The organism is Kocuria sp. CCUG 69068, assembly GCF_020833785.1.
Lineage (GTDB): Bacteria > Actinomycetota > Actinomycetes > Actinomycetales > Micrococcaceae > Kocuria > Kocuria rosea.
The window spans coordinates 1-5,545 of record NZ_PDDL01000159.1; the positions used below are offsets into that span (position 1 = coordinate 1).

Annotated in this window: 4 protein-coding genes; 1 reads left to right on the top strand and 3 read right to left on the bottom strand. The window is 74.6% G+C overall.

Annotated features, from left to right (window positions below; all coding sequences use genetic code 11):
- The coding region (locus tag CRM73_RS17925; protein WP_229588659.1) for a hypothetical protein at positions 1-469 on the bottom strand (469 nt) is incomplete at its 3' end.
- Positions 470-616: 147 nt separating this feature from the next.
- On the opposite strand from CRM73_RS17925, the gene CRM73_RS17930 reads away from it, so the two are divergent.
- The gene (locus CRM73_RS17930; RefSeq protein ID WP_229588660.1) at positions 617-1,600 is read left to right on the top strand and encodes a hypothetical protein; all 984 of its coding nucleotides are present in this window, start codon (positions 617-619) and stop codon (positions 1,598-1,600) included.
- 6 nt (positions 1,601-1,606) lie between these two features.
- Here CRM73_RS17930 and CRM73_RS17935 read toward each other — a convergent pair whose 3' ends face one another.
- Together CRM73_RS17935 and CRM73_RS17940 are read right to left on the bottom strand one after the other, a co-directional pair.
- Positions 1,607-3,499 (bottom strand): NHL domain-containing thioredoxin family protein, encoded by a 1,893-nt coding sequence (locus CRM73_RS17935; RefSeq protein ID WP_095650362.1) that lies wholly within the window; start codon positions 3,497-3,499, stop codon positions 1,607-1,609.
- A 77-nt stretch (positions 3,500-3,576) separates the two neighbouring features.
- Positions 3,577-5,545 (bottom strand): cytochrome c oxidase assembly protein (locus CRM73_RS17940; RefSeq protein ID WP_229588661.1); only part of this gene is annotated, 1,969 nt, incomplete at its 5' end.

A 5,545-nucleotide genomic window follows, 5' to 3' on the forward strand; every position in this document is an offset into this window, starting at 1 on the left:
GCGCCACGGCGACGTCCTCGAGGGCGCGGGCGTCCCACACCGCGCCGTCGAGGCCCAGGACCCGGCGGCCCGAGCGGCCCGCCGCCCACAGGTGGGGACGGGCGGCCGAGCGCTGGGCGCCGGCCGCCCGGTGCAGGGCCCCGATCGTGACGACGTGCTCCACCTCCGTGAGCGGCGTCGCGGCGAAGCCCACGGTGCGGGAGCGCAGGACGTGGCTGTCCGTGCGGACGACCAGCACGGGACGCAGCCGGAGCCAGCACGCGGCGGCGGCGGCGAGCACGAGCACGAGCACCACCACCGCCACGCCGGGGGCCGGCCGCCGCGCCCAGAGGAACAGCACGAGCACCACGACCACCAGCAGCGGGCCCAGGCAGGAGAGCAGGCGGCGGCCGTAGGAGCCCAGCCGGGGACGCAGCACGGCGCGGACGGGTCCGTACTTCTCGGGGACCTGGCGGACGGAGTCGGCCATGGGGAGTCAGCTCCAGACGGGGGACGATCGGGCGGGGGAAGGGGTGCGGCACGTAGCGTACCCGTCCTGGGGCGGACCGCGCCCCGGACGGGCCCCGCCCGGCCCGGTGCACGCGCAGGCCGGGGGGCGATCGGCTAGCGTGATCGGATGGAGTCCAACGTCCGCGTGCTGAAAGCCCTCGGGGCCTGGCTGTTCCTCGTGCTGCTCGGGGTGGCGGCCGCCGCCGTCACCATCGCCCTGGTGAACAAGTACATGTACGGTCCGGAGACGGACGTGCGGGCCTACCTCGAGGACCTGCGGGACGGCGACGGCGGCGAGGCCCTGGGGCTGCTCAACGCCCGCGTCCCTGAGGCCAACGCGGCGATGCTGGACGGCGACCCGCTCGAGGCCGCGGCCGAGGACCTCGAGGACCTGGAGGTCTCCACCGTCTCGGAGGACGGCGAGCGGGCCGTGGTCCGCGCGGACTACACCCTCGACGGCCAGCCGCACAGCTCCGAGTTCGCCCTCCACCCCGTGGACACCCAGTGGGGCTTCTTCACGGTGTGGGCGTTCGACGAGACCCCCCTGCCCACGGTGACGGTCAGTCTGCCGGGGGCCACCTCGGTCGACGTGAACGGCATGTCCGTGGCCCTGCCGGAGTCCTCCGCGGAGTTCTCCGCCTTCTTCCCGGGCGTCTACACGGCCTCCTACACGTCCGAGCTCGTGGCGGCCGACCCGGTGCGCACCGTGCTGACCGACCCGGGCCAGCAGGCGGAGATCGTCCTGGAGGCCCGGCCGACCGAGGCCCTCGAGCAGGAGGTGGACCGGCAGCTGAAGGAGCACCTGGACGACTGCGCCGGGCAGGGCAGCCTCTTCCCGTCCGGCTGCCCGTTCTCCTTCGAGTTCGACGGCCGGGTCTCGGGGGACGTGGAGTGGACGATCGAGTCCTATCCGGACCCGGAGATCGTCGTGGGGGCCGAGGGCGGCCGGGGCTGGGCCCTGGAGCCCGCGCAGGGCACCGCGCGGATCGCCTTCGACTCCCTCGACCTGTTCACCGGGGACGTCGAACGGCTCGAGCGCACCGTGCCGTTCGAGGTCGCCGCCGACCTCGACATCGACGGCTCGACGGTGCGGGTCGACCCGCGCGGCTGAGCCCGCTCAGTTGACGCCGCGCAGGTCCAGGACCAGCTCGCTCTCCCCGTCGGCGTCCAGCACGAAGGGGATGCCCCAGTCCTGCTGGTAGAGGTGGCAGGCCGCGTGGTCGGGGATCTCCCCGCCCGGCTCGCCGTCGCACGCCGCGGCGCGCGCGGTGATGTGCAGCACGCCCTCGGTGACGCCGTCCGCCAGCACGAGCTGCCGGCGCAGGCCCTGGGCCGTGCCGGCGCCCTCGGCCAGCGCCTCCTCGGGGGAGGACGAGATCCTCAGCTGCGTCGGGTCCCCCCACCGGTCGTCGAGCTTCTGCCCGGTCGGCGCCGCGAAGCGCACCTCGACCGCGAGCGCGCCCGGGGCGAGCCTGGTGCGGGCCCGCTGGGTCCGCGACGCCCCCTCGTCGACGCGCTGGGCGGCGGCGGGGATCGGCACGCGCACCAGGCGGTGGGCGTTGGCCTCGACGACGACGAGCAGCGGCTCCTCCCCCGAGACGTCCAGCAGCACGTCGGAGGGCTCGGCCAGGCCGCGGGCCAGCGTGGCCACCTGCCGGGTCCGGGGGTCGTAGTGGCGCACGGCGCCGTTGTAGGTGTCCGCCACGGCCACCGAGCCGTCGGGCAGCTGGGCCACGCCGAGGCAGTGCTGCAGGCGGGCCCCGCCGGCGTCGCCGTCGCGGAAGCCGAAGTCGAACAGCCCCTCGCCCACGGCGGTCTCGACCGCGACGGCCCCGTCGTCGTCGAACCGGAGCACGCGCAGGGCGGAGGTCTCCGAGTCGGCGATCCACACGTTGCCCTCGTGGTCCTCCGCGAGCCCCGAGGACTGCGCGAACCACGCCTCGGCGCCGGACCCGTCCTTGAGCCCCTCGTCCCCCGTGCCCGCGAGCACGGCGAGCCGGCCGGTCCGGGGGTCGAACGAGAACAGCTGGTGGGTGCCCGCCATGGCCACCACGAGCCGGTCGGCCCGCGCGGACCACACGACGTCCCACGGGGAGGACAGCGCGACCTCCAGCGGGTCGGCCTCGGGGTCGATGTGGTTCGGCTCCGCCCCCCGCGCGCGCTCCTCGTCGAGCAGCCGCTGCACCCCGCTGCCGGCCACCGTGCGCACCTGCCCCGTGGCGAGGTCCACGCCCCGGAGCCGGTGGTTGACGGAGTCCGCCACGACCACGTCGTAGCCGGCGGCCGCGCGCACCTCCTCGGGCAGCAGCGTGAGCCCCTGGGGCTCGGTGAAGCGCGCGGTCCCCGGGTCGCCGTCCGCGTGACCCTTGCCCGCGCCGATCACCCGCCGGACGGTCTCGAGGTCGTTGTCGAGCTGGACCAGGCGGTGGTGGCCCGTGTCGGAGACCAGGAACGAGCCGTCCGGCAGCGGCAGCACCTTGCCCGGGAAGCGGAGGTCCCCCTCGGGCGCCGGCCGGGGCACGTACGGCCCGTCGCCGCGGTGCAGGGTGCCCCGGGCCTCGTGCTCGGCCACGAGCTCCTCCACGAGGGTGACGAGGCCCTGCACGTGGCCCTCCCCCGAGAGGTGCGCCACGATGTAGCCCTCCGGGTCCACCACCACGAGCGTGGGCCACGCGCGGGCCGTGTAGGCGTCCCAGGTGGTCAGCTCGGGGTCGTCGAGCACGGGGTGGTGGACCTCGTAGCGGTCCACGGCGGCCGCGAGCGCGTCCGGGTCGGCCTCGTGCTCGAACTTCGGGGAGTGCACGCCCACCGTGACGAGGACGTCGGAGAAGCGCTCCTCGAGGGGGCGCAGCTCGTCGAGCACGTGCAGGCAGTTGATGCAGCAGAAGGACCAGAAGTCCAGGACCACGACCTTGCCGCGCAGCGCGGCGAGGTCGAGGTCCCTGCCGCCGGTGTTGAGCCAGGCACGGCCCTGCAGCTCGGAGGCGCGGACGCGGGAGGTGAGGCGCATGGAGGGGGATCCTTTCGGGGCGGAGCAGGACGGGGTGGACCAGGGCGGGACGGGCGGCGGGACGGGCGGGACGGTGCTCAGGGCCGGGCGGCGCGGTCGTCGCGCTCGGCGAGCCCGGCCATCATCTCGTTGTAGGCCTTGAGCTCGGCGTCGTCCGTGCGGTCGGCCTTGCGGTCCGCACGGCGGTTCTCCTTGGTGCCCTCGATCGCCCACATGATCGCGACGACGACGGCGACGACGACGGTGGGGAACTCGCCGATCCCCCACATGAGGGCCCCGCCGAGCTGCTGGTCCTCGATCGCGGTGCGGCCCCAGTCCCGGCCGGTGTTGCCGAACCAGGAGGCCTGCAGCAGGGTGTCGGAGCCCATGAGGGCGACCCCCACGAAGGCGTGGTAGACCATCGTGGCCAGCAGCAGGACCAGGCGCATCATGTGGCCGGGGCGGTACGGGATGGGGTCCGTGCCGATCAGCACCAGCATGAACAGGTACCCGGTGATCAGGAAGTGCACGACCATGACCACGTGGCCCACGTGGTAGTGCAGGGTGAAGTGGAACAGCGGGGTGAAGTAGAAGACCACGATGGAGCCGGCGAAGTTCACGGCCGCGAAGATCGGGTGCGTCACGACCCTGCCGAACCCCGAGTGCACGAGCCGCAGGATCCACTCGCGGGGCCCGCGGGTGCCGTCCGGGCGGGACTCCAGGGCCTTGAGCAGCAGGGTGACCGGCGCGCCCAGGACCAGGAAGATCGGCACGACCATGGTCAGTGCCATGTGCTCGACCATGTGCGCCGAGAACAGGACCCGGCCGTAGACGGCGAACCCGCCCGATGTGATGAAGAACAGCACCCCGACCCCGGTGAGCCACGAGAGGGTGCGCAGCACGGACCAGGAGTCCCGGCGCCGGCGCACGCGCACGAACGCCCACAGGTAGACGGCCGCGAGGAACACGCAGACCGCGAGCCACAGCCAGTCGACGCGCCACGTGGTGAACCACGAGGCCGCGGTGGGCTCGGGCGGCAGCTCGTACCAGGTGAGGATCAGCGCCGGGGAGGCGTCCGGGGCGATCTCCTCGGGCACCGGCGGGGCGGTCCGGGACAGGGCCACGGCGACGCCCATGACGGCGCTCATCACGAGCAGCTCCCCGAGCACGAGCTGCCACACGGCGCGGCGGGCCGTGAGCCGGCCGGCCTCGAGCGCGGGCACCAGCCACCGGCGGTGCGTGAGGCCCGCCAGGCCCAGGCCCAGCGTGAGGACGAACTTGACCAGCACGAGCCACCCGTAGCCGCTGAAGAGCTGCTCCCAGGAGCCGATGCGCACGGCCGCGTTGACCGTCCCGGAGAGCAGGACGAGGAGGAAGGCGCCGAGGGCGACCGCGGAGAAGCGGCGCAGGACCACGGCCGCGATCGGCACCCGCCGCCGCGGGCCGGCGGACGGACGGCCCCGGGCGGCGCCCTCGGGGAGCGTGCCGGTGCCGGCGTCCGGGGCGCTCAGCTGCGGGGAGAGCCAGGCGAGCACCACGAGCCCTCCCGTCCACAGCCCCGCGCCCAGCAGGTGCAGGCCCAGGGAGTTGACGGCGCCCATGTGGTCGTTGCCGCCGGCGGAGTGCCCGTTGAGGGCCATGGCGACGAGGGCCGCGCAGGACAGGGCCAGGGTGAGCAGCAGCCCGAGCAGCGCCCGGATGCCGAAGACCAGGGTGGTCACGACGGCGGCCACCACGACGATCGCCGCCTGGGCCTGTCCGGTGGGGATGTCCGTGGTGTAGTGCAGCAGCTGCTGGGTGTAGGTCCCGTCCCCGCCCACGGGCACGCCCGCGACGTCGGAGTAGGACAGGACGAGCACGGCCACGGCGGCCACGGTCCAGACCACGGCCGCGGCCTCGGCGAGGCGCAGGGTGCGGCGGAACAGCGGGTGCTCGGGGGCCGCGGCGCGGTCCCGGGTGCCCCGGCGGCGCCCGTCGACGGTGGTCGGCACGACGCCCACCGCGAACAGCAGGGCCCCCATGACCACCACCAGCGCGCCGTTGTGCACGAGCTCCGCGGCGGGCAGC

Bases quoted from the DNA above. Each gene is read 5' to 3' on its own strand.
- CRM73_RS17930 (WP_229588660.1), top strand. From the start codon at position 617: ATGGAGTCCAACGTCCGCGTGCTGAAAGCCCTCGGGGCCTGGCTGTTC.
- CRM73_RS17935 (WP_095650362.1), bottom strand. From the start codon at position 3,499: ATGCGCCTCACCTCCCGCGTCCGCGCCTCCGAGCTGCAGGGCCGTGCC.